General features: G+C 61.1%; 1 protein-coding gene. It reads left to right on the forward strand.

Annotated elements, in window-relative coordinates; translation table 11 throughout:
• The coding region (locus tag AC1RPH_RS08180; protein WP_481762090.1) for a hypothetical protein at positions 1-301 on the forward strand (301 nt) is incomplete at both ends.

Below are 301 nucleotides of genomic sequence, written 5' to 3' on the forward strand. Positions count from 1 at the left end.
GGAGAAACGGTGCACATTAAGGACATTTTCAAGGCCGCTAAGATCAGTGGCTTTAAGCGCCTTCAGACAACGGCACAGCCCAACTGCATGGGCGCGACCGACGTGTGGGCAGGTGACCTCACGGCTCTGGTACGCGAGATCGAGCGCCGCGTTCTGGGCTACGGCGACAAACTTCCCACAGGTCTGGAGGCCGCTATCCACCGACGTATCGTGCACGTGGAGACCGCACGAAACCAAGGTCGGATTATGGGCGCGATCCGCGAGGCATGGGCCGAACAGTATGCGGCACCGTGTTCGGGGC

It is taken from the genome of Dellaglioa sp. CoH-57-MRSF-16 (assembly GCF_056782055.1).